We start from the raw sequence: 22,551 nt of genomic DNA, 5'->3' as shown, positions 1-22,551 counted from the left end.
GTCGCCATGATCCCCCGTTTGCTCGGCCGTGTGCTGGCCCTGATCGTATTCACCGTGTCCGGCGCCGCGCATGCCGACCCGGTCGACGAGCTCGTCAACGCCGAGTTGGCGCGCCAGCAGATTCCCGGCGCCGCCATCGCCGTCGTCAAGGATGGAAAAATCATCAAGGAAGCCGGTTACGGGATGGCCAACCTGGAGCATCAGGCCGGCGTCACACCAGATACGGTGTTCCAGTCCGGCTCGGTCGGCAAGCAATTTACCGCCGCGCTGGTCCTGCTGCTGGCCGCCGACGGCAAACTACGGCTGGACGATCCGATTGGGCGCCATCTCTCCAACACGCCGGCGGCCTGGAAAAAAGTCACCGTGCGTCATTTGCTCAATCACACCGCCGGCTTGCGCGATCCGGACGAAATCATCAAGCTCAACCAGAATTACACCGACGCCCAACTGCAACGCGCGGGCAGCACCTTGCCGCTCCAGTGGGCGCCGGGCACGAAATGGGCTTACAGTAATTTCGGCTACCAGCTGCTGGGCATCCTGTGTACACGGGTGGGTGGAAAACACTACGGCGAACAGCTGCGCGAGCGCATCTTCGCACCGGCGGGCATGCAGGCGCGCATCATCAGCGAACGCGACATCGTGCCGCACCGCGCCGCCGGCTATGACGTGGTCAACGGGCAATTCAAGAACCAGGAATGGGTCTCGCCCACCCTCAACACCACCGCCGACGGCAGCCTGTACCTGACCGCGCGCGACCTGGCGAAGTGGCATATCGCGCTCGATGGCGACCAGTTGCTGGGCGCGGCCATCAAGCAAGCCATGTGGACCCCCACCACGCTCAAGGATGGCAGCACGGTGCCGTATGGCTTCGGCTGGGAAACCTCGCCCACCCTGGAGCGGCGCTCGTTCTGGCACGACGGCGCGTGGCAGGGTTTCACCACTCAAAGCACGCGCTTCGTCGACGATGGCCTGGCCGTCGTGGTGCTGACCAACCGCTCCGACGCCAGGGTCGACACCTTGCTCGAACTGGTCGCCGCCCACTACCTGCGCGCGCCAGACGCGCCTTGATGCGACAATACAGGCGTCCTCCGACCACCGCCTGTGCCGCCATGTTCATCAGACTTCCATCCCGCCCGCCCCACTACCATACCGTCGACGCCCTGTACCTGCTCGACACGCTGGCGCAGGAACTCGAAGCAAGCTCTGCAGTTCTAGACGAAGTGAGGAAAACGCTCGAACGCTTGCCTGCGCAACCCGCTCCGCTGCGCAGGTCGCTCTCGCGCGACCAGGAACGCGCCTTCAACCGCGAGCGCCTGGCGATCCTCGACGCTTATCGGGCAGATGGTCTTGAGGCCGCAAGACCGCTGATCAACCAAGGCATCACGGGGTATGACGGCATGACCCATGGGCAATGGCTGGTGGCCGGTGCACCCGCCGCGCCCGCCGTTCCATCTATGCGGCAATTGCGCCATCGGGTCCTGCCGCGCTTCTGAAGGCTGCGCGGCACGCTTGACTTGCGGCGCCAACAGGCTATGCTCGCTCTGGCATATGATCACTTCCCGCAAACTCGGTGTCACCGCCCTGCTCGCCTGCGCCTGCGCAGCGCCGCTTGCCGCGCCCGCACCCTGGTTCACCTGGCGCAGCAAGGCTGATGGCAAGCTGGTCTGTCACCAGACCCCGCTCGGCCCCGGCTGGGAAAAGGCTGGCGGCCCGTATCGAGATAGCCATTGCATGAAGTTGCTGATTGCTAAATAATAGGTAAATTACAGGTAAAAAAATATACAGAGGAGAAGGCTGAAAGCTGTCCGTTGCATCCATTCAAACTGAGGAGAAGTCAATGTTTACGAATCCCGAACAATTTGCATCCGCCACCAAGACGCTTTTTGAACTCCAGATGATGACTTTTAACGCCCTCACCAGCAAAGCGGTGCAGGGCGTGGAACAGGTTGTCTCGCTGAACATGACGACTGCAAAAAATTCGGTGCAAGGTTCCATGGCCATGGGCAAGGAAATGAGCCAGGCCAAGGACCCGAAAGCGGCGATGGACGTGGCGGCGGCCCATGCCAAGCCGATGGCGGGCGCGGTGGTGTACGGCGAACAGCTCAAGGTGATCATCGACGACATCCACAACGAATTCACGCAGGCCGCCGACGCCCATATCGCCGAAGCCAAGAGCACCCTCACGGCACTGATCTACGACGTGACGCAAAACGTCAAGCCGGGCAGCGAGAATGCGGTGGAAATCATCAAGACCGCGATCGACAACGCCTTCCAGGGCTACGAACAGGTCACCAAGGCTACGCGCCAGGCGGTGCAGGTGGTGGAAGACCAGATTGCCAAGGCCACCGCGCAAGTGGCGCCGGCCGAAAAAAACGCCGCGTAGCAAGCGCGATTGCCCGCTGTCGATAAAAAAACCGTCCTTGCCGCGCTTGCGGCAAGGACGGTTTTTTCGTCCGGCATGCGTCTCAGGCCACCACGCCCCCGCACACCACCAATACCAGCAGCAGCAAGGCAATGCGCTTGCGTGTCGCGAGGCGGTCGACCGCCTGGTGGGCAAAATCTCTCAATATGTTCTCCTGGTGGTGCCACGACCGGCGCCGCGGCATGTAGGTGCAAACACCATTATTGGATCCAGAATGATACTTTCGGTTGCGATTGATCAAGCCAGCCTTGGTTGCAGCGGCAGTGTTGCTAAATCATCGCATCGTTGATGCGGCGCAAACGGCCGGGCGGCCGGACCCGAAAGCACGACAAATATCAGAAGCGTTCCATCTGGAATTGTTTCTAATCGGAATGTCCGTGTTCTCACCTCCAGGAGTCGTCCGTGTCCATTCCCGCCCCAACTAGCTATCCCAGCCCCCTGTCGGACCAGCGCCTTAACACCCGGCGCGCCGACGATATCGAGCAGCGCGCCTATGCCGCGGTCGGGCGCAGCTTCGCTACCGGCAGCGCGGCGAAAAGCCGCCAGCTGCGCGTGGTCCTGGCGGCGGTGGCGGCCGTCACGGTCCTGATACTGATTGCGCTGGTGGCCCTGCTGGCCCACGACAACGTCAGTTCGCCGCGTGCGCTCGCAGTGGCCGCGGCCAGCAAGGCGATGCCGCACCCGGCCGGCCCTGCCCATGCGGCCAGGGCCAGGCCGGTGGTCATCATCGATGAAAAGGACGAGGCGCCCACGCGGCCGGTGGTCGCCGCGGAGCCCATTCCACCGCTGGTGCTGCTGGCGCCGGCCGCAGCCCAACCCGCCCCGATGCCGGTGCAAGTCCAGGCGCGCCCGCTCGCAGCGATGAGGACGCCAATCAAGGTGCGCGCACACGGCAAAGCTGCCGGCGCAGCGCTCAAGCATGCGGCCTCGAAAGCGAAAAAACCGGCCCGCCCGCTGGCCGCCCGCAGCGCGCAAGCACGCAAGGCCGCGCGCAAGGCACCGGCCCACGCCCCCGCGAAACGCAAGATGGCGCACGCGCCCGCCGCCAGCCCGGCCCACGCCGACGCTCCCGTCCAGAACACAAGGGCCGGCGTGTTCGACACCCTGCGCTCCGACACAAGCCTGCGCCGGCGCTACCTGGACCAGCCTCTGCCGATCATGGCGGCCCGCCTGACACTGCCCGCCCGGCGCTACCTGGGCGAACCATGAAAACCACGGACGGATGGACGCGCGGCGATTTTGCTGGGGTTTGACGGCCACTGACGATATACTGTACATAATTACAGGTGTCGGTCGATTGCCAGCAGTACGATGCGCAAAGTTCTTGAGAATGAGTTCTACTACCTGGACAACTTCCACCAGGTGCTGGAATGGATTGCCGGGCGTTACAGCGACTTGCTCACCGATGAGGAGCAAGCGTTTATCGCCACCTTCCCCTCGCTGCCGCAAGCCTCGCGCGCGCTGCTGGTGCGCATGGTCATGCGCAAGGGCACGGTGTTTCGTGCGAGCAAGCTGAACTACGCGGAAATCGGCTGCGCGGTCGAGGCCGCGCGCCACCTGCTGCCCACCGGCTGGGTCCATTGCGACCCGGTGATCACCCTCGATGAACTGTTCGAGCTGCTGCTCAAGGCCGAAATCGGCACGGTTTTCAGCCTGTCCCTGCACGAAAAAAACGCCCGCAAGGCCGAGCAGCTGGACGCCCTGCGCGACGCCTTCGGCGACGCCCGCGCGTTTTCCGCCTGGTACCGCGACTCGCCCGATACGGTCTACAGCATTACCGTCAAGGCCCTGTGCGACCGCCTGCGCCTGATCTTCTTCGGCAACCTGCGCCAGGACTGGACCGAATTCGTGCTGTCCGACCTCGGCCTGTTCCAGTACGAAAAAGTCGAGTTTTCGGCGTCCTCGCGCGGTTTCCGCACCCGGCGCGATGTCGACGATTATCTGGCTCTGCACCAGTGCAAGGAACGCTTTCTGGCCGGCGAGGCCCTGCGCGAGGTGCTGGCCGCCTTGCCGCGTGAGGCTTTCGACAATGAGTGGATCGACAGCCGGCGTGAACGGTTGATGTTCCAGATCGCCCAGCAGGTGGAAAAACAGCAGGATTGGGGCCAGGCGTTCGAGCTGTACGCCTGCTGCAATTTCCCCGGTGCGCGGGCGCGCGCCATCCGCGTGCTGGAAAAACACGCGCGCCATGCGGAGGCGTACGCGCTGCTGGAACGGGCCCAGGCCGCGCCCGAAAGCGATGCCGAGCGCCAGCAACTGCTGCGCATCGCCCCGCGCCTGCGCCGCAAGCTCGGGCACCAGCCGCTGCCGTCGCGCCGCAATCCCTTTGTTGCGCGCCTCGACCTGAGCCTGCCGATGCCGCTTGAACCGGGCTGGTGGGTCGAAGGCATCGTGCGCGACCACCTGGCGCGCGCCGACGCCCCCGTGTTCTATGTCGAGAACGCGCTGATCAATTCCCTGTTCGGGCTACTGTGCTGGGTCCCGATCTTCAGCGCCATTCCGGGGGCGTTTTTCCACCCCTTCCACCGCGGCCCGGCCGACCTGCACAGCGCCGATTTTTACCGCCGGCGCGAGCGCGAGTTCCGCGCCTGCCTCGACCAGCTCGACGATGGCCGCTACCAGGACACCATCCGCGCCCACTACGACGGCAAGCGCGGCATCGCCTCCCCGTTCGTGGCCTGGGAAGCGCTCAGCGCCGAGCTGCTCGACATGGCGCTGGCCTGCATCCCAGCCCCGCACCTGAAAAAATGGTGCGAGCGCATCCTGCTCGACATCAAGGCCAACCGCAACGGCTTCCCCGACCTGATCCAGTTCTGGCCCGTCGAGCGGCGCTACAACATGATCGAAGTCAAAGGCCCGGGCGACCGCCTGCAGGACAACCAGTTGCGCTGGATCGAATACTGCGCCGCGCACCAGATGCCTATTTCGGTGTGCTACCTGCAGTGGGCGCAGCCGTGTTCGTGAGGCGCGCGTGAGCTACGTTGTCGCGGTGCGTGCCCTGTGCGAATTTTCTGCCAAGCAGGGCGACCTGGACCTGCGCTTCACGCCCTCGCCCACCGCCCAGGAAGGCATGGCCGGCCACGCCGTGGTGACCGAGCGGCGCGGCCCGGGTTACCAGAAAGAGGTCAGCCTGTCCGGCGAATACGGCCCGCTGCTGGTGCGCGGACGGGCCGACGGCTACGATCCGGCCCAGAACCTGATCGAGGAAATCAAGACCTATCGGGGCGACCTCGATCGCATGCCGGCCAACCACCGCCACCTGCACTGGGCCCAGGTACGCGTGTACGGGCACCTGCTGTGCGCGCAGCTTGGGCTCGATGAGGTGTCGCTGGCACTGGTGTACTTCGACATCGGCAAGCAGACCGAAACCGTGCTGCGCGAAACCCGCGGCGCGGCCGAGCTGCGCGCCATGTTCACCGAACAGTGCGAGCGCTTCGTTGTGTGGGCCGCGCAGGAACTGGCGCACCGCGCCGCGCGCGACGCTGCACTGGGCGCGCTGCGCTTCCCGCATCCGGCCTTCCGTCCGGGCCAGCGCGACCTGGCCGAAACCATCTTCCGCGCCAACAGCGGCGCGCGTTGCGTGCTGGCGCAGGCGCCGACCGGCATCGGCAAGACCGTCGGCACCCTGTTCCCGGTCCTCAAGGCCGCGCCGCTGCACCGCCTGGACAAGGTGTTCTACCTTGCGGCCAAGACCCCGGGCCGCAAGCTGGCGCTCGACGCGGCGCAGGCGATCAAGCGCAGCGCGCCTGGCATGCCGCTGCGCGTGCTGGAACTGGTCGCGCGCGACAAGGCCTGCGAGCATCCGGACAAAACTTGCCATGGCGACTCCTGCCCGCTGGCCAAGGGCTTCTACGACCGGTTGCCGGCAGCGCGCAGCGCGGCGATCGACGTTCCCCTGCTCGACCGCGAGGGCTTGCGCGAGGTCGCGCTGGCGCACCAGGTGTGCCCGTACTACCTGGGCAGCGAAATGGTGCGCTGGAGCGATGTGGTGGTGGGCGACTACAACTACTACTTCGACATGGGCGCGATGCTGTACGGGCTGGCCCTGGCCAACCAGTGGCGGGTCAGCGTGCTGGTGGACGAGGCGCACAACATGGTGTCGCGCGCGCGCAAGATGTATTCGGCCGACCTGGAACGCGGCGCGCTGCGGGCGGCGCGCGCGGTGGCGCCGGCGCACCTGAAAAAAGCGCTCGACAAGGTGGGGCGCAGCTGGCCGTCAAAGGATGGCGCGGGCTACGAGGTGCTCGACGCGCCGCCCGCCAAACTGCTCGATGCGCTGCAAACCGCAGCGAGCGCGATCACCGATTTTTTGGCGGAGAATCCGGGGCCGATGGAACCGGACCTGCAGCGCTTTTACTTCAACGCCCTGCACTTCGCCCGGCTGGCCGAAACCTTCGCCGAGCACTCGATGGTCGACTGCACGCGCGACGGCGCACACGCATCCACGCTCGCGATCCGCAACATCGTGCCGGCGCCGTTCCTCAAGCCGCGCTTTGCGCTGGCCCACGCGACGGCGCTGTTTTCGGCCACCCTCAGTCCGTGGAACTACTACAGCGATGCGCTTGGCCTGCCGCCGGATACGGCTTGGGTCGACATCGACTCGCCCTTCGCGGCCGATCAGTTGAGCGTGCACGTGGTGCGCGACATTTCCACGCGCTTTACGCACCGCGCCAGCTCGGTGGCGCCGATCGCGGCGCTGATCGCGCGCCAGTACGCCCAGGTGCCAGGCAATTACCTGGCGTTTTTCAGCAGCTTCGATTATCTCGACCAGGTGGCCGACCGCGTGGAACGCGATTTTCCCGACATTCCCGTGTTCCGCCAGCCGCGCCGCATGGCCGAAACGGAGCGCGACGCTTTTCTGGGGCGCTTCACCTTGGAGAGCCGCGGGGTTGGATTTGCGGTCTTGGGCGGCTCCTTCGGCGAAGGCATCGACCTTCCGGGCGCGCGCCTGATCGGCGCTTTCATCGCCACGCTCGGGCTGCCGCAAATGAATCCGGTCAATGAACAGATACGCCAGCGCATGCAGGCGACCTTCGGTGCAGGCTACGACTACACGTATCTGTATCCGGGCATGCAGAAGGTGGTGCAGGCGGCGGGCCGGGTGATCCGTACCGAGGGCGACCGCGGCGTGGTGTACCTGATCGACGACCGCTTCGCCCAGCCGGAGGTGCGCGAGCTGTTGCCGCGCTGGTGGCATGTGGACCAGAGCCGCATTGCGTTGACTTAAAAACCCACTACGTCGTTCCCGCGCAGGTCCCAGTTTCTATGAAACTCCTCAAATCTCTTGGAACTGTGCAAAGTGCGAGGGCGCTTCCAAATGGCGCTAACCTAAGCTCCGTCATTCCCGCGCAGGCGGGAATCCATAGCACATTCGTATATCGACGGTGCTATGGGGGAAACGCATGCGTTTCCGCCTGCGCGGGAGCGACGGTTTCGAGGTTTGGAGTCGCAAAGCTGCTCAAATTAGCGGCAAAGACTAGTTCCTGGAGAGGCGGGAACCCAAGTTCGTATAGAGGCCACTAGCGGATCAACATACTTGGGTTGCCATGGGGGCGCCTAGCCCTGCGCGGGAACGACGCTGTGGTGGTGGGAACGACGCTGTGGTGGTGGGAACGACGCTGTGGTGGTGGGAACGACGGAGGTGGTGGTGGGAACGACGGGGGCGGGTGTCAGCCGATCAAGTCCCTGAGCTTCTGGAAGCCGCTGCGGCTGACCGGCAGGCGGGTGCCATCCATGAGGATCGCGGTGTGGCTGTCGCGGCCCTGCTCGATGCGGTCGATGGCGCCGAGGTTGAGCAGCCAGGAGCGGTGAATGCGCACGAAGAGAGCCGGATCGAGCTGGCTTGCGAGTTCCGACAGGCTCTGGTTTTTCAGGTAGTGCTTGCCGCCGGCGCTGATGCGCACGTAGTCATCTTGCGCTTCGATGTAGTCGATCTGGCCGGCGGCGATGACGTGGACGCGCGCGCCGTCGCGGATCAGCACCCGCTCCAGCGGTTTGGCGCGCAGCGCTGCATCGCGCAGCACGGCGTCGACCCCGTCTTTTGCGGCATGGGTGCGCGCATGCGCCAGCGCGGCGTCGAAACGCTGCTGGCTGAAGGGTTTGAGCAGGTAATCGACGGCGTGGATATCGAAGGCCTTGAGCGCGTACTGGTCGAACGCGGTCACAAAAATGGTGCGCGCCTTGCTGCCGGCCAGTTCCATCACCTCGAAGCCGTTCAGCTTGGGCATCTGGATGTCGAGGAAGACCAGGTCCGGCGCCAGTTCGGTGATGGCCTTGACGGCGTCGAAGCCGTTCGCGCATTCGGCCACGATGTCGACATCGGGATCGCTGGCCAAGAACTCGCGCACCAGGGCGCGCGCGAGGTCTTCATCGTCGACGATTATGACGCGCATGATGGTTCCGCTTCGCTCGTGTGGGCGGGCAGCGACAGCGCGACCCGGAACAGGCGCGCCTCGCGCGTCCAGACGATGCCGGCCTCGTGGCCGTAGGCGACGGCGAGGCGCTGGCGTACGTTGGCCAGGCCAATCCCCTTGCCACTGACGGCCGGCTCATCGTCGATGTCGTTTTCCACGACGACGTTCAGTACCGGGCCGGCGCGCTGCGCCGCGATGCGGATGGTGCCGCCGCCGGTCAGGTTGGCGATGCCATGCTTGACCGCGTTTTCGACCAGCGGCTGCAGGATCATCGGCGGCAGCAGGCAATCGAGCGCGTCGGCATCGATCGCCTGCTCGACGTTCAGGCGCGCGCCGAAACGCACCTTTTCGATGGCGATGAAGTGCATCGCCAAGGCCGCTTCCGCTTCCAGGGTAACTTTACGGCTCGCTTCCAGCCCCAGGCTATGGCGGAAAAAATCGGCGAGGCGCACCGTCATGTCGCGCGCGCGGGCCGCATCGATGGAGGTGAGCGCGCTGATCGAATTGAGGCTGTTGAACAGGAAGTGCGGGTCGATCTGGGTGCGCAGCATGCGCAGTTCGGCGCTCTGCGCCGTCAGCGCCGCTTCGAGTTCGCGCCGTTCGGCAGCGCGCGCGCGCTGGAATTCGAATGCCAGGTAGTGCGCCACCGCCGACATCGCATACAGAATCACGCCCAGGCCGACAATCATTGCCTGCAAGGGGGCGGTCATGGGCACCCCGGCCCAGGGCAGGCCAAGCGATTCGCAGGCACTGTTCCACGCGGCGCACAAGGTGGTCCACAGCACGCCGGCCCATACCGACGCGACGGCGAAGACCAGCAGCACGGAGAGAGCGCTGCGTTCGCCCAGCGGATAGGCGCGGCACAGGTAGTAGCTTGAAAAGCCGGTGGCGCAGGCATACACCAGGGTCACCGGTACGGCAAGGAGCAAGCCGTTGGTCCATGCGGCGCCGGTTGCGGCCATGATCAGGCCCGCGAACAGGATCGCCAGCAGCAGCCACGCGAGCAGGTACAGGCCCGCGCCGCGCCGCATGGAAAACGGCCCTTGCATCAATTGCGCACTTCCACGCCGCCCATGATCGCGTAGCCCCGGATCGTGAGGCGCTTGCCGGTGCCGGGTGCGGGCGAGGTTTTTTCCTCGAAGCCGCCGAGGATCGGCACGCCTTTGAGCACGACGCTCCAGTCGGGCGGACATTTGATGGTGATGCCGCCCATGACCGCGAACACGTTCAGTTCGGCGTCGCCGACGATCGACGAGTCGCGCAAGTCCAGCACGCAGCCGCCCATGATGGCGCATATGTCGCCGCCGCGGAAGGCCGGGGTGCTGATGCGGCGCTCGAAGCCGCCCAGGATCGCCGTGATGTCGACGACGGCGTTGGCATCGGCACCGGCCTTGGCCCTGGCATCTGCAGCGGCACCGGGCTTGGCCCAGGCATCGGCATCGGCATCGACATCGACATCGACATCGACATCGTCCTTGAGCGGCACGGGGTGCGGCGTGACGCCCTTGCGCATGGCTTTGTGAATGACGCCGATGCCGAGCAGGATCAGCAACACCGGCCACAGGGTGCGGGCGTTGAAAAAGTAGCCGTAGCCGAGCCGGTTGAGCGTGAGGATGACGCCGGCGGCGGTGATCAGGCCGAACACCATGCGCTCGTGCTGCGTTTCGGCCCCGGCATACTTGACCAAGCCGCCTATGACGACCAGCACGGGCCAGTAGTGCAGCACGCGGTGGCGGTCGATGATGTTCAGGTTATCGAGCAGGAACAGCAAGCCGAAGGCGATCACCGCCAGGCCGAGCCAGACCTGGTTGGGAATGCCGGAGTGGCGGGTATCATTTTTCATCGTGCGGCTCCTGATCGGGTGCGAGGCGGCGTTCGATGAACGGTTCCAGGATCATGGTCACGCCGCAAAAGATAACAGGGATCGGCCAACCGTTGCTGAAGGTCAGTCCGAACAGATTTTCAAACACGGAAAGCAGCCACAGGCTCAGGAAGACCATCCACAGGCCGGCGGTGAAGTCTTTGGCGGTTGGAAAGCCGATCATTTTGTTCAGGCCCATGACGGTCAGCACCAGCGGCGCGTAATGCCAGAGGCCATCGACGTAAAACAGGTCCATCTGGTCGAGCAGGACGATGGTGCCGAAGCCGATCAGCAGCAAGCCCCACATCAATTGCTTGCGCCATTCGTAAGAGGATTTGTTGGACACGTTGGCTCCTGTGTAGTCAGTTCAGGCGCAACGATACAACGGGGCGGCAGCCCTGCACAGCGGATTTCGGCGAATGGCGTATGGCGGCCGGCGAATGACGGCGCCGGCGGCGAACGGCGTCAGCTGCCGAAGGCGACCGAGGCCGACAGCGCCAGCATCATGCTGCCGGTCAGGCCATCGATCCACTTCCACGCGGCGGGACGGGCAAACAGGCCGGACAGCCGCGTTGCGCCATAGCCAAGCGCGCAGAACCACAGGGCCGAGGCGCTCATCGCGCCCAGTGCAAAGGCGGGGCGTTCCGGCGGGGCGAAATTTCCGCCGATGGCACCGAGCAAGACCACCGTATCGAGATAGACATGCGGATTAAGCAGCGACAGCGCCACCACCTTGGCCAGGGCCTGGCGCGCGCCGATGCGGGCGGCTGCGGGTGCCACCGTCAGCGCGGCGCTGGCGAACACGGCGCGCCAGCTGCGCAGGCCGTACCACAGCAGGAAGGCCGCGCCGCCCCAGCGCGCCGCACCGAGCAGCAGTGGCGACGATTGCACCACGGTGCCGACCCCGGCCACACCAAGTCCGATCAGCACGGCATCGATGAGGATGCAGGCCGCCACGGTCAGGCCCACGTGTTCGCGCTTGAGGCCGGTACGCAGCACGTGCGCGTTCTGCGATCCGATGGCGACGATCAGCCCGGCGCACAAGGCGAGGCCGTTGAAAAAGGTGGATACGTAGGGCATGCAAACTCCTGGCGAGAACTGGATGAGCTGGAAGTTTGCAGGAGGGGCATTCCGCGGTGAAGCAAATTTAATTTAATTACGTATAATTAAATTTTTCTAATCCAGGAGCGAAGGTGCTCGATACCCGCAAAGGCGAAGCCCTGCTCGCCGTCATCGACAGCGGCAGCTTCGAGCAGGCGGCCGCCCTGCTCCACCTGACCCCATCGGCCGTCTCGCAACGGGTCAGCGCGATGGAAAGCGAGCTGGGCATGCCGCTGCTGATACGCAGCAAGCCTTGCCGGGCGACACAAGCCGGCCAGCGCCTGGTGCAATACCTGCGCCGCAGCCGGCTGCTGGAAGCGGAATTCCTGGCCGACTCGTCCGACGGCGATGCGCATCCGCTGACCATTGCCCTGGCGGTCAACAATGACACCCTGGCCACTTGGCTGCTGCCGGGGCTGGCATCGTTCCTGATCGAGGAACAGATCCTGCTCGACATCGCATTGGACGACCAGGACCATACCTATACCTTGCTGTCGCAGGGCGCGGCGCTGGCGGGCGTGTCGAGCGAAGCGCAGCCGATGCGCGGCTGCACGGTGGAGCGGCTGGGGGCGATGCGCTACCGCCTGCTCGCGACACCGGCCTTCGTCGCGCGCTGGTTTCCCGATGGCTTGCAGCGCGAGGCGGCACGGCGGGCGCCGCTGATGGTGTTCGACCGCAAGGATGCCTTGCAGGCGGCGTTTTTGCAGCGCGAGCTGGGGCTGCCCCCGGGAAGCTACCCCTGCCACTACATTCCGTCGAGCGACGCGTTCACCCATGCGGTGCGGCTGGGGCTGGGATATGGCATGGTGCCGGAACAGCAGTTTCGCGACGACATCGACAAGGGCGTGCTGATCGACCTGGCGCCCGACAAGCCGACCGACGTGATGCTGTACTGGCACGCCTGGCGGGTGCAGTCGCCCAAGCTGGAGCGGCTCAGCGCGCGGATGATGGCGGTGGCGCGGGCGGCCTTGCGGCAGCCTGCGTGACCAGCCGCATCGGCTGGTTCAAGGGCTGGTTCAAGGCGAGACGTCGCACGCGTACGCTTTGTTACCCTTGCCACGCACCTGAAGGTTTTTCACCTTGCCCTGCGCATCCAGAAAGACCATGATCGATCGCTCGTCCGCTGTCTGTCCAAGATAAGAAAACAGCTTGTCCTTGCCAAAGCTGACCGTTTCCATCTTCAGTGTGTTCAGGTCGTACACTTCGTCAGCGATTTTCAAGACCCCTTTCGCCACCTGATAATCGACCTCGTCGAACTTGAAGGTATCGGCGTTCAGGCACTTGATCCTGGTTTTGGCATCCATCACATAGGCATACGTGGCGTACAAGCTCTGGCTGGCGAGTTTGATCGGCGTGGTGATCTTGCACTGGACCAGGTTGTTGGGCGGCGAGCCGAAGTGGGCTTGTTTTGTTCCGTCATCGTGCTCCATGAGCGACAGCGTGAATTTGTCCGACTGGACCGCCAGCGACACGGTCGGGGCAGCGTTTCCCGCGCGCTGACGTATCATCATGCTGTCCGTGTCCGGCGTCACATCGGCGGCGACATCGGCACCGCTGACCTTGCCGTTCGCGGCGACCACCACCGTCCCGCTCGCTTTCGATCCCCCCTCCGCCCCGGCGCCGATCGCCTGGCACGCACTGTAGCTACCCGCTGCCGAGGCCAGGACCGGAGCGAAGTAATCGGCTGCCGGCAACTGCGGTTCATTGCTGGCCACTTCCTCGACGGCAGGCTCGCTTGCCTCCTGACTTTCCGGCGCAACTTTCCTGGACTTGTCACCGCAGGCCGACAATGCCAATACGGCCGTTAACAACATCAACAGCGCTGGGCGCTGGGGGGACTTGCTCATCGACTTGCTCCGGTCAGGCTGAAATTATCAAAGTCGCACAGACGTGCCGCCGGATTGTACTTGAAGCAAAAGGGGCAACAAAAAACCCGCAAGCTTGCCGGTGCGGGTTTGTTGTGCTGCGATCAGGAGATCATCAGGCCGGTGGCAGGAACGCCTCCGGCGCTGGCTGGTTGCGGACCTGGTTGCGGTACTTGGAAGCGGCAATGGCTTTCTTGACGGCTTCGCGCGCGATGTTGGTGCGCTTGATGTCTTTTTTCTCAGCTTTGCCGCGATGCTGGGCTTCGTCTTTGTTACCGATTCGATTTGTCATTGGAGACTCCTGTGTTGATGTTTTTAGGATTATGGTAGAGCGGTGCTTCAAAAAAAATAGGACAAAGTGCAAGGTTTTTGTAGGACAGCAGGAGGTCAAGCGCGGCTCGGGGCCAGCTTGAAGCTTGGCAGCCGCAAACCCCATCCCAGTTCGCGCCGGATTTCTTCCGGCGATGGCGGCGGCTTGGGATCACGCGCGCGGCGCTGAAGATATTCGCGGACCAGATGCTTGGGTGGCTGAATAATGGCAGGCATGATGACCTCCGCTTCCGTTTGTTCATCGAGGCCGGCGCGGTGCCTTGCGCTGGCTTGAAAAATTGGTGCCGATCCTCGAGGCGACCGGCTAACCTGCTGAGGAGGAATCACCTTTGGACTTCGCCACCGGCCCCTCACTCACACAGCTTCATCTTAAGGGCTGAGCTGCAATCCAACCGTTCGTTGGCGCACACTTGCGCGAACATCATCCTCACGAGCGCGGCGACGCATCGCAGCACGCCCGTACCTGAGGGCGCTATCCGATGCGGGCCGTGGTCGGCAACGGCGCCGCATGATGAAGCACATGGCGCCTCGCGGGCCGCCATCGGTCGTCGTCGTCCATCGCCACGCTGCATCGATGCACGGTCTCCCGAGCCCGCGCTGTCGCGCACCAGGGCGCCGCTTGTGTCAAATCATCTATCCAACTGTGCAATGCCTGAACGGCACGCCCGCAATTCCTTATGGGCGCGCAACACATTTCCATTGTCAAACACCGTGCCAGCGGTTAGCGTGTCGCTTTAAGGTTCACTATTGATTCCCGATGCGTCTTGCTCCCCTCGTTTTGTTTAGTGCCGTCCTGGCTGCTTGCGCAAGCGCGCCACCGGCTCCGCCCGTGGTCGCGCCGGTGGCCGTCGCGCCGCCGCCAGTTGCGCCGGTACCGCTTGCGCCGCCTGCGCCCGAGCCCGTCGCCGCGACGCCGCTGGCCCCTGCCGCACTGCCGTTCGACCTCGCCACCTTGCAGCGCAAGCAGATTTATCAGATGACGCCGGCCGAAGTCGGGCGCTACATCGCTTATATGCATAGCACCGAACCGGACTTGCGCAAGCGTATCGCCGCGATCGGACGCAAGAATATCGGCCAGCCGTACGTGCTCAATTTATTGGGCGAGTATCCGTATGAGCTGCATGACAACCTGCCCATGTTCAGCCTGCAGGCAAGCGACTGCGTCGTGTTCGCCGAGCACACGTATGCGATGGCGCTGAGCCAGTCGTGGGAGGAATTTTTCTGGATGCTGCAGCGTATCCGCTACAAGGATGGCGTGATCGGCGTGGCGACGCGCAATCATTACACCGAGGTGGACTGGAATATCAATAACGCCTGGCTGGTGTCGGACGTCAGCGCGCTGCTGGCCGGAACCGACGCCCCGACGTATGAGATGAAGATCGACCGCGCGGCGTTTCTCAAGATGCGACACAACACCGCCAGCGGCATCCCGGTGCAGCTCAGTCAGGAAGCGTACGTGGCCAAGGACAAGGTGGCGAAGGTGGCCGCGCAATTGCAGGACGGCGACCTGGTCAACGTCATTTCCACACGTGGAGGCAAGTTCTGGGCCTCGCACGTCGGCATCATCGTGATCGATGCCAACGGGCAGCGCAACTTCCTGAACTCGGCCGAACCACAGGTGCGCGAAGAAAGCTTCGAGGCATTTTTCGCGCGGACCGCGGCGCGCGAGGAGCGCAACGGCAAGAATGGAATGAAGCTGGCGGGCTTCAAGTTCTTGCGCTTGAACGACCATATCGTGGTGCCGCCGGCGGCTCCCCAGCCGCGTCCGGGCCCGCCGCTTGCGGCGCTGCCAAAGGCCACGGCAAGCGCCAGCGCCAGCGCCAGCGCGACGGCGGCCATCAACGGGCCAGCGGGGTCGGCGATTCGCTGATCCGGCAGCGGGACGAACTGGCACGGCGCCGCTGCTGCTCGCTGGCGAAAGCTGGCGACGCCACTGCTCTCGCTGGCTGGCGCTAGCCGCGCCACACGTCCCGCGTGCGCGCCAGCCAGCTGCGGCGCTCGGCCAGTCCCACCGTGCCGCCATTGATGCGCGCCGTCACCTCCACCACATCATCCTCATCGGCCGCCTCGTTGCAGCCTTTCGCGATCCAGATGGCGGCGGCCGCGCCCAGGCACCAGCGGGCCGACAGCACCGCGACCGGGTCGGCAACGAAATCGGGCGCCGACGGATAGGCGGTTTTCAAGGTCTCGGTCGCCTGTGCGTAGCTGTCCTTTCCAGTCAGCTGCAACAATCCGCGACCGCGGTACAGATAGCCGTCGCCAGGACGGTCGTTGCCCAAGCGGCCGCTGTACACCAGGTTGGCAAGCGCGACTTCATCGCCGGCGTACCTGGCCGGATCGAGCGGCCCGCGCGGCAAGAAACGCTGCGGCCACACCTTGGGCAAACGCTGCGCGCTGTAACGCAGGTTTTCCACCACAAGGGTGAGGGCCGCCGTTTCGTGCAAGACTTGCGCCATGAAATGGCTGACCCGCAACCCGGATGCGGCGATGCCAAACTGAACCAGGAAATGTTGCTCGTTGTCGAAGGCGATGCGGTAGACGTGGAGCGCGCGCGGGGCGAGCTGGTCGATCTGGCCGGGCGTGATGACAACGGGCTCGGCCATGGCGAACTCCTTCGCTGTGCGGTAGCTCCCATCGTATTTACTCTGCCGCCGCCGGACAGGGCGCGCATCAAATGATGCGGTGTTAAGCTTGCCCGGCCATGCCGCATCGCGCTCAGCCCCCGCCCACCTCCCGGAAATCGGCATCGACCACATCGTCGCCGCGCCCCGCACCCGCCTGGCCGGACGCTGCCCGCGCGCCGCCCTGCTGCGCCTGCTGCCCCTGCCCGGCTCCCTCGGCTTGCTGCTGGTACAGCTTTTCGCCGATGCCCTGGGCCGCGGCGGACAAGGCCGCGATGCGTGTGTCGATCTCGTCCTTGCTGCCGTTGCGCAAGGCGGCATCGAGGCTGTCGATGGCCGCATGGATGCGCTCGCGCACGGCAGCGTCCAGGCTGGCACCGTACTCATCGAGTTGCTTGCGGGTCGCATGCACCAGCGCATCGGCGCGGTTGCGGGTGTCGGCCAGTTCGCGCGCGCGCCGGTCTTCGTCGGCATGGACCAGTGCGTCCTGCACCATCTTCTGGATCTCGGCTTCGCTCAATCCCGAATTGGCCTTGATGGTGACCTGGTTGGCCTTGCCGGTGGCCTTGCCGACCGCGCTCACGTGCAGGATGCCGTTGGCGTCGATATCGAAGCTGACCTCGATCTGCGGCAGGCCGCGCGGCGCCGGCGCAATGCCCACCAGATTGAATTCGCCGAGCAATTTGTTGCCCGCGACGACTTCGCGCTCGCCCTGATATACCTTGACCGTTACCGCCGGCTGCTTGTCGTCGGCGGTCGAAAACACCTGGCTGAACCTGGTGGGAATGGTGGTGTTTCGGGGGATCATGTTGGTCATCACCCCGCCCAGGGTTTCGATGCCCAGGGAGAGCGGGGTGACATCCATCAGCAGCACGTCGGAGCGCTCGCCTCCGAGCACCGCGCCCTGGATGGCCGCGCCCACCGCCACCGCTTCGTCGGGGTTGATATCCTTGCGCGCCTCGCGCCCGAAAAATTCGCGCACCTTTTCCTGCACCTTGGGCATGCGCGTCATGCCGCCCACCAGAATGACGTCGCCGATCTGTTCCCTGGTGAGATTGGCATCCTTGAGGGCCAGCTCGCAGGGGGCGATGGTGCGGCCGATCAGGTCGTCGACCAGGGCTTCCAGGGTCGCGCGCGACAGGCGCAGGTTCAGGTGGGCCGGGGCACCGTTGGACATGGCGATGTAGGGCTCGTTGATGTCGGTCTGCTGGGTCGAGGAGAGCGCGATCTTGGCGCGCTCGGCCGTGCTCTTGATGCGCTGCAAGGCGATCGAGTCGCGCCCCAGGTCGATGCCGCTGTGCTTTTTGAACTCGGCGATGATGTGGTCGATCACGCGCTGGTCGACATCTTCGCCGCCGAGGAAAGTGTCGCCGTTGGTGGAGAGCACTTCGAACTGTTTGTCGCCCTCCAGCTCGGCGATCTCGATGATGGAGATGTCGAAGGTGCCGCCGCCCAGGTCGTACACGGCCACCTTGCGGTCGCCGCGCGCGGCCTTGTCGAGGCCGAAGGCCAGCGCGGCGGCGGTCGGCTCGTTGATGATGCGCCGCACTTCCAGGCCGGCGATGCGGCCGCCATCCTTGGTGGCCTGGCGCTGGGCGTCGTTAAAGTAGGCGGGCACCGTGATGACCGCGTTGCGCACCGGCGCACCAAGATAATCTTCGGCCATCTTTTTCATCTTGCGCAGGACCTCGGCCGACACTTGCTGCGGCGCCAGGCGCTTGCCGCGCACCTCGACCCAGGCGTTGCCATTGGCGGCGCGCACGATCTTGAAAGGCATGAGGTGGATGTGTTTCTGCACTTCCGCCTCGTCGAACTTGCGCCCGATCAGGCGCTTGACGGCGAACAGGGTGTTTTGCGGATTGGTTACCGCCTGGCGCTTGGCCGGCGCGCCCACCAGGATGTCGCCCTGGTCCTGATAGGCCACCACCGAGGGCGTGGTGCGCGCGCCCTCCGCGTTCTCGATCACCCGGGCCTGGCCGCCTTCGATCACGGCGACGCAGGAGTTGGTGGTGCCGAGATCGATACCGATGATCTTGCTCATTTCCTCCTCCTTGAATGACATGCTCGCGCGCGCACTCACCGTGCGCCGCGCGTCAACAAATAGACCGCGCGCACCTCAAAACGATCCCGCTAACACTGGCGGACACGATCCAGATCAAACCTTGCGCTTTTCACGACAGATACACCAGACCGGTCCGATCGCCATCGGACGCTGTTTTCGCCGCCTATTCCCACACTCGCTCGGATAATCCGCCAATTCTCCCTCTGCGGGGCTCTTGATAATATTTCCGATAGCAATTCATTCTGAATCTCAATCAAATTCAATTGGCAATTTTTGCGCTAAGTCAGCCGTTGACGATTATCAAATCGACACGATCAAGCCGGCAGGATAATAAACTTACGCTTGGATAAGTGCTCCAAGCGGCCACGCGCTTATCGCCGCCGATGTTATTACATTTCCAAAAATAATAAATGCGCACTTCGCGCTATTGCCCCCATCAACCCAAGTTAATCGAATGCCTATTCCCGCCATGCAGACGCTACTTACAAGGCCGCTCAGCCAGATCTGTACCGACCTGGTCGCCATGCACCGCACCGCCAAAATCGCGCTGATGGTCATGGTCGATCTGCTGGCCCTGCCGTTTTGTTTTCTGATGGCGATGCTGCTGCGGGTGGGCGACGCCGGCGCGGCCATGCACTACCCTGCCGCCGCCTATCTGCTGGTGGCGCTGCTGACGGTGGCGGCGTTCTCGCTGTCCGACCTGTACCGCGCGGTAATCCGCTTCATCGACCAGCGCATGCTGGCGGTGACCGGATTCACCCTGGCCCTGGCGACCCTGTCGGTGTACCTGATCATGGTGGGCATCAACGATGACAAATTTCCGCGCAGCGCGCTGGTCATTTACTGGTTTATCGCGTTTTCCTACGTCGTCACGTCGCGCATGACGGTGCGCAACTTCCTGCGCAAGCACATGAGCGGCGCCCCGGCGGCCGACCATGCGGTGGCCATCTACGGCGCCGCCGAACCGGGCGCGCAACTGGCACTGGCCATGCGCACCAGCAATCAGTACCGGCCGGTCTGTTTTTTCGACGATAAGCGTGTCCTGCACGAGCGCACCATCGCCGGCCTGCGCGTATTCCACACCGCGCACCTGGCCGAGACGGTGCGCAGCCTGGGGGTGCGTTCCGTGATCATCGCGCTGCCCTCGGTATCGCCGCAGCGGCTGCGCGACATCATGGAGCGCCTGGCCGCCGCCGGCGTGGCCACCAAGATCCTGTGCCGCCTGTTCGACCTGGGCGACGACAAGGCGCCCCCGCACGCGGTGCGCGATCTCAAGTTCGAGGATTTGCTGGGGCGCAAGCCCGTGCCGCCGCGCACCGAGCTGTTCGACCGCTGCGTGCGCGGCAAGAACGTGCTCGTCACGGGCGCCGGCGGGTCCATCGGGAGCGAATTGTGCCGCCAGATCGTCACCCTGGTGCCGGCCCAGCTGCACCTGGTCGACCATTCCGAATTCGCCCTGTACACGATCCGCCAGGAGTTGCTCGGCCGCCATCCGGAGATGCGCATCGTCGCGCACCTGGGCTCAGTATGCAGTGCGCCCCTGGTCGAACGGATTTTGCAAGAAGGCAAAATCGACACGATTTACCATGCCGCCGCCTATAAGCACGTGCCTCTGGTGGAAAGCAATATCGTGGCCGGATTGCGCAACAACGTGCTCGGATCGCAAGTCATCGCGGCGGCCGCGGCCAAGTTCAAGGTGCGCACCTGCGTGCTCATTTCCAGCGACAAGGCGGTTCGGCCGACCAACATCATGGGCGCCAGCAAGCGCATCGCCGAGCTGATTTTCCAGGCGGCCGCCACCACCTGCGGCGCCGACACGACTTTTTGCATGGTGCGCTTCGGCAATGTGCTGGGCTCGTCCGGCTCGGTGATTCCCCTGTTCCAGCACCAGCTGGCCCAAGGCGGACCGCTGACCATCACCCACCCGGACGTGTCGCGCTATTTCATGCTGATCGGCGAAGCGGCGCAACTGGTGATCCAGGCCGGCGCCATGGCCGAGGGCGGCGACGTGTTCGTGCTCGACATGGGCGAGCCGATCCGCATCGTCGACCTGGCCCGCAGCATGATCATGATGTCCGGCCTGACCGAAAAAACGGTGCATAACCCGGACGGGGATATCGGCCTCACCTTCGTCGGGCTATTTCCGGGTGAAAAGCTGTACGAGGAATTGCTTACCGAGGGCAAGGTATATCCCAGCGATCATCCGCGCATCATGCGCATGAAAGAACATGCGCTGCGTCCTGGCGTGCTCGATACCTATATTACCTGCCTGATGCTGGCCTGCGATACCAATGAGCGCGGCATGATCGAATCGATGGTCAAGGCCATCGTCGCGGAATATACGCCGCAGGCAAATCATCCGCCAGCCCCGCTCGCGCCGCCTGAAAAAATGCGCCCCGCGCTATTTCGCAATTTCGCGCCGGACCGCATCGGATAATGATTAACCCGGCAATAACTAAATCATCGGCCCCATTCAATCCGGAAGGGCGCCGGAGCCACCCAGCATTAAGTACGGAGATTGTTCCATGCGCGACCAACCCATCAATCACCATTTATCGCAATTAATCGATAAATTCGAACAACGGCGAGCCGTGATCGGCATTATCGGCCTCGGCTATGTCGGTTTGCCGCTCAGCCTGCGCTATGCCGAAGCCGGCTTCCGGGTGCTCGGCATCGATATCGATCCGGCCAAGGTGGCGCGCCTGAATGCCGGCGCCAGCTATATCGAGCATATTTCCACCACCGCCATCGGGGCGGCGCTGGCGGCCGGCTTCGAGGCCACCAGCGACTTCGCGCGCGCGGCCGAGGCGGACGCCCTGATCATCTGCGTGCCGACCCCGCTCAACGCCTACCGCGAGCCGGACCTGTCGTTCGTGCTGGCCACCGCCGACGCCCTGCTGCCCTACCTGCGCGCCGGCCAGGTGGTCTCGCTCGAAAGCACCACCTACCCCGGCACCACCGACGAGCAATTGCGCCCGCGCCTGGCCGCGCGCGGCCTGACCGTGGGCAGCGACATTTTCCTGGTGTTTTCGCCCGAGCGCGAAGACCCCGGCAATCCCGATTACGAAACGCGCACCATTCCCAAGGTGTGCGGCGGCGACACGCCAGCCTGCCTGCGCGCCGGCATCGCGCTGTACAGCCCGGCCATCGACCAGGTGGTGCCGGTCAGTTCCACCCGCGCCGCCGAACTGACCAAGCTGCTCGAAAACATCCACCGCGCCGTCAACATCGGCCTGGTCAATGAAATGAAAATCATCGCCGACAAGATGGAGATCGATATCCACGAGGTGATCCGCGCCGCCGCCACCAAGCCCTTCGGCTTCACGCCCTTTTATCCCGGTCCCGGCCTGGGCGGGCATTGCATTCCGATCGACCCGTTTTACCTGACCTGGAAGGCGCGCCAGTACGGTTTGCACACCCGTTTCATCGAACTGGCGGGCGAGATTAACAGCGACATGCCGCACTGGGTCATCGGCAAGCTGGCCGACGCACTCAACGAGCGTTCGCGCTCGATCCGCGGCAGCCGCGTGCTGGTGCTCGGCATCGCCTACAAAAAGAATGTCGAGGACATGCGCGAATCGCCCTCGGTCGAACTGATGGAAATCCTGCGCGCCAAGGGCGCCGTGGTCGACTATTCCGATCCGCACGTGCCGCTGTTTCCGCCCATGCGCGAACACCATTTCGACCTCGCCAGCGTGCCATTGACCGCGGCCACCATCGGGTCCTACGACGTGCTGCTGCTGGCTACCAGCCACAGCGCCTTCGACTACGACCTGATCCAGCAGCACGCCGCCCTGATTATCGACACACGCGGGGTCTACCTGGCGCGGCTGCCGAATGTCGTCAAGGCTTGAACCGTACCGTTTTGGAGAGTCA

21 protein-coding genes are annotated in these 22,551 nt (G+C 64.2%); 11 read left to right on the top strand and 10 right to left on the bottom strand.

Annotated elements, in window-relative coordinates; genetic code table 11:
• Positions 1 to 6: 6 nt before the first annotated feature.
• The 7 genes from IV454_RS20655 (at position 7) to IV454_RS20625 (ending at position 7,649) form a co-directional block, all read left to right on the top strand.
• On the top strand, positions 7 to 1,068 hold the full coding sequence (locus tag IV454_RS20655; RefSeq protein ID WP_206087616.1) for a serine hydrolase domain-containing protein: 1,062 nt from the start codon (positions 7 to 9) through the stop codon (positions 1,066 to 1,068).
• Positions 1,069 to 1,109: 41 nt separating this feature from the next.
• Positions 1,110 to 1,493 carry a hypothetical protein gene (locus IV454_RS20650; protein WP_206087615.1) on the top strand — a complete coding sequence of 128 codons (384 nt, stop codon included), beginning with the start codon at positions 1,110 to 1,112 and terminating at the stop codon, positions 1,491 to 1,493.
• A 55-nt stretch (positions 1,494 to 1,548) separates the two neighbouring features.
• On the top strand, positions 1,549 to 1,755 hold the full coding sequence (locus IV454_RS20645) for a hypothetical protein (RefSeq protein WP_082692533.1): 207 nt from the start codon (positions 1,549 to 1,551) through the stop codon (positions 1,753 to 1,755).
• A gap of 82 nt (positions 1,756 to 1,837) precedes the next feature.
• On the top strand, positions 1,838 to 2,383 hold the full coding sequence (gene phaP / locus IV454_RS20640; RefSeq protein WP_206087614.1) for a TIGR01841 family phasin: 546 nt from the start codon (positions 1,838 to 1,840) through the stop codon (positions 2,381 to 2,383).
• Between the two features lie 441 nt (positions 2,384 to 2,824).
• Complete coding sequence (locus IV454_RS20635; RefSeq protein WP_206087613.1) at positions 2,825 to 3,631, top strand: hypothetical protein; 807 nt, start codon at positions 2,825 to 2,827, stop codon at positions 3,629 to 3,631.
• A 102-nt stretch (positions 3,632 to 3,733) separates the two neighbouring features.
• On the top strand, positions 3,734 to 5,386 hold the full coding sequence (locus IV454_RS20630; RefSeq protein ID WP_206087612.1) for a VRR-NUC domain-containing protein: 1,653 nt from the start codon (positions 3,734 to 3,736) through the stop codon (positions 5,384 to 5,386).
• 7 nt (positions 5,387 to 5,393) lie between these two features.
• Positions 5,394 to 7,649: an ATP-dependent DNA helicase gene (locus IV454_RS20625; RefSeq protein ID WP_206087611.1), complete on the top strand. Its 2,256-nt coding sequence runs from the start codon at positions 5,394 to 5,396 to the stop codon at positions 7,647 to 7,649.
• Positions 7,650 to 8,091: 442 nt separating this feature from the next.
• Here IV454_RS20625 and IV454_RS20620 read toward each other — a convergent pair whose 3' ends face one another.
• The 5 genes from IV454_RS20620 to IV454_RS20600 form a co-directional block, all read right to left on the bottom strand.
• Complete coding sequence (locus IV454_RS20620) at positions 8,092 to 8,814, bottom strand: LytR/AlgR family response regulator transcription factor (protein ID WP_206087610.1); 723 nt, start codon at positions 8,812 to 8,814, stop codon at positions 8,092 to 8,094.
• A complete protein-coding gene (locus IV454_RS20615; RefSeq protein WP_206092759.1) occupies positions 8,802 to 9,884 on the bottom strand; it encodes a sensor histidine kinase in 1,083 nt (360 codons plus the stop codon). The genes IV454_RS20620 and IV454_RS20615 overlap by 13 nt, the downstream gene beginning before the upstream one ends.
• Positions 9,884 to 10,678: a LiaI-LiaF-like domain-containing protein gene (locus tag IV454_RS20610; protein WP_206087609.1), complete on the bottom strand. Its 795-nt coding sequence runs from the start codon at positions 10,676 to 10,678 to the stop codon at positions 9,884 to 9,886. The genes IV454_RS20615 and IV454_RS20610 overlap by 1 nt, the downstream gene beginning before the upstream one ends.
• Positions 10,668 to 11,042, bottom strand: coding sequence for a LiaF transmembrane domain-containing protein (locus IV454_RS20605; protein WP_054267556.1), 375 nt, complete (start codon positions 11,040 to 11,042; stop codon positions 10,668 to 10,670). Before IV454_RS20605 ends, IV454_RS20610 begins: the two co-directional genes overlap by 11 nt.
• 119 nt (positions 11,043 to 11,161) lie before the next feature.
• A complete protein-coding gene (locus IV454_RS20600) occupies positions 11,162 to 11,776 on the bottom strand; it encodes a LysE/ArgO family amino acid transporter (protein ID WP_206087608.1) in 615 nt (204 codons plus the stop codon).
• 113 nt (positions 11,777 to 11,889) lie between these two features.
• On the opposite strand from IV454_RS20600, the gene IV454_RS20595 reads away from it, so the two are divergent.
• On the top strand, positions 11,890 to 12,783 hold the full coding sequence (locus IV454_RS20595; RefSeq protein WP_206087607.1) for a LysR family transcriptional regulator ArgP: 894 nt from the start codon (positions 11,890 to 11,892) through the stop codon (positions 12,781 to 12,783).
• Between the two features lie 30 nt (positions 12,784 to 12,813).
• Here IV454_RS20595 and IV454_RS20590 read toward each other — a convergent pair whose 3' ends face one another.
• The 3 genes from IV454_RS20590 to IV454_RS20580 form a co-directional block, all read right to left on the bottom strand.
• A complete protein-coding gene (locus tag IV454_RS20590) occupies positions 12,814 to 13,644 on the bottom strand; it encodes a hypothetical protein (protein ID WP_206087606.1) in 831 nt (276 codons plus the stop codon).
• A 133-nt stretch (positions 13,645 to 13,777) separates the two neighbouring features.
• Entirely contained in the window at positions 13,778 to 13,954 is a 177-nt protein-coding gene (locus IV454_RS20585) for a hypothetical protein (RefSeq protein ID WP_167086695.1), read from the bottom strand.
• Positions 13,955 to 14,049: 95 nt separating this feature from the next.
• Positions 14,050 to 14,208: a hypothetical protein gene (locus IV454_RS20580; RefSeq protein WP_206087605.1), complete on the bottom strand. Its 159-nt coding sequence runs from the start codon at positions 14,206 to 14,208 to the stop codon at positions 14,050 to 14,052.
• Positions 14,209 to 14,821: 613 nt separating this feature from the next.
• Here IV454_RS20580 and IV454_RS20575 point away from each other — a divergent pair.
• Positions 14,822 to 15,862 carry an N-acetylmuramoyl-L-alanine amidase-like domain-containing protein gene (locus IV454_RS20575; protein ID WP_229521743.1) on the top strand — a complete coding sequence of 347 codons (1,041 nt, stop codon included), beginning with the start codon at positions 14,822 to 14,824 and terminating at the stop codon, positions 15,860 to 15,862.
• An 82-nt stretch (positions 15,863 to 15,944) separates the two neighbouring features.
• Here IV454_RS20575 and IV454_RS20570 read toward each other — a convergent pair whose 3' ends face one another.
• Both IV454_RS20570 and dnaK read right to left on the bottom strand, forming a co-directional pair.
• Positions 15,945 to 16,595, bottom strand: a complete 651-nt coding sequence (locus tag IV454_RS20570; RefSeq protein WP_206087603.1) for a glycoside hydrolase family 19 protein — start codon at positions 16,593 to 16,595, stop codon at positions 15,945 to 15,947.
• A 112-nt stretch (positions 16,596 to 16,707) separates the two neighbouring features.
• A complete protein-coding gene (gene dnaK, locus IV454_RS20565; protein ID WP_206087602.1) occupies positions 16,708 to 18,654 on the bottom strand; it encodes a molecular chaperone DnaK in 1,947 nt (648 codons plus the stop codon).
• A gap of 475 nt (positions 18,655 to 19,129) precedes the next feature.
• Here dnaK and IV454_RS20560 point away from each other — a divergent pair, with 475 nt between their 5' ends.
• A complete protein-coding gene (locus IV454_RS20560) occupies positions 19,130 to 21,112 on the top strand; it encodes a polysaccharide biosynthesis protein (RefSeq protein WP_229521742.1) in 1,983 nt (660 codons plus the stop codon).
• Positions 21,113 to 21,200: 88 nt separating this feature from the next.
• Positions 21,201 to 22,529, top strand: coding sequence for a nucleotide sugar dehydrogenase (locus IV454_RS20555; protein WP_206087601.1), 1,329 nt, complete (start codon positions 21,201 to 21,203; stop codon positions 22,527 to 22,529).
• Positions 22,530 to 22,551: the final 22 nt, after the last annotated feature.

The organism is Massilia antarctica (genome assembly GCF_015689335.1).
GTDB classification, from domain to species: Bacteria; Pseudomonadota; Gammaproteobacteria; order Burkholderiales; family Burkholderiaceae_D; genus Telluria_A; species Telluria_A antarctica.
The sequence above is the reverse complement of the archived record's forward strand: the minus strand, read 5'-3'. Positions and strand labels throughout refer to the sequence as shown.